The organism is Neisseria sp. P0009.S007, assembly GCF_051962515.1.
Window position 1 is genome coordinate 1 of the sequence record NZ_JBQCVF010000541.1, and the last position, 1,005, is coordinate 1,005.

Consider the following 1,005-nt stretch of genomic DNA (forward strand, 5'->3'; position numbering starts at 1 on the left):
GACGGCTGGTACGCGGTTATGGACACCTGCAAAGTCAGAAGGGCGGTATCGGCTTGAAAGGGCCGGGCGAAACCCAGTTGGAAACCGACCGCCGTTTAATCGGACAAAAAATCACGGCATTGAAAAAACAGCTTGCCGATGTCCGCAAACAACGCGCCACGCGCCGCAAATCGCGCATGAGCGGCCGTCTGAAAACCTTTGCCATCGTCGGTTATACCAATGCCGGAAAATCCAGCCTGTTCAACCGCTTGACCAAAGCGGACGTATTGGCGAAAGACCAGTTGTTCGCCACTTTGGATACTACTGCACGCCGGCTGTTCCTGTCGCATGAGGCGAGCGTGATTTTGACCGATACCGTCGGCTTCGTCCGCGATTTGCCGCACAAGCTGGTGTCGGCGTTTTCCGCTACCTTGGAAGAGACGGCGATGGCGGATGTGCTGCTGCACGTCGTTGATGCGTCCAATCCCGATTTTGAACGGCAGATGGACGATGTCAACGAGGTCTTGGAAGAAATCGGTGCGCATGAAATTCCGCAATTGGTGGTGTACAACAAAATCGATTTGCTGCCGTCGGGTATGCGTGAAGCAGGCATTTTGCGCGACAACTCCGGGCATGCCGTCAGCGTGAATGTTTCCGTTGCAGAAAGTTTGGGCTTGGACGGTTTGCGCGAAGCAATGATTGAATTGGCCGTACAGCCGAATGCTTGATGTTTAAATGAAACAAGGCCGTCTGAATGTTCAGACGGCCTTACCGTAAAATTCTAAATCTGAAGATTATGCCGACAGAGGGCTTTTCTTTTTAAACACGCTTTCGTAAAGCATCCAAGCGGCGAGGCTCAGGTATACGGTGCTGGACAAAATGCCGATAACGGCGAAAATAGGCATAAGGCGATCAATCATGGTGAGGTTTCCCAATAAGTTAGTTTTATAAGTAAATGTGTGTTTTTTGATTTCCGTCTTCGCGGAATGCCTAAAGTATGCTGCTCAAATGGATTGAGGTCAATAA

At 50.6% G+C, this 1,005-nt stretch carries 2 protein-coding genes; one reads left to right on the forward strand and one right to left on the reverse strand.

Features of this window, described 5'->3' with window-relative positions:
• On the forward strand, positions 1-707 hold a 707-nt coding region (hflX, locus tag ACTHS3_RS14645), incomplete at its 5' end, for a GTPase HflX (RefSeq protein ID WP_440368331.1).
• 66 nt (positions 708-773) lie between these two features.
• On the opposite strand, the gene ACTHS3_RS14650 is transcribed toward hflX, so the two are convergent.
• Complete coding sequence (locus tag ACTHS3_RS14650) at positions 774-899, reverse strand: hypothetical protein (RefSeq protein ID WP_003678791.1); 126 nt, start codon at positions 897-899, stop codon at positions 774-776.
• Between the last annotated feature and the right edge of the window lie 106 nt (positions 900-1,005).

Coding starts and splice junctions, on each gene's coding strand:
- ACTHS3_RS14650 (WP_003678791.1), bottom strand. CDS start 899: ATGATTGATCGCCTTATGCCTATTTTCGCCGTTATCGGCATTTTGTCC.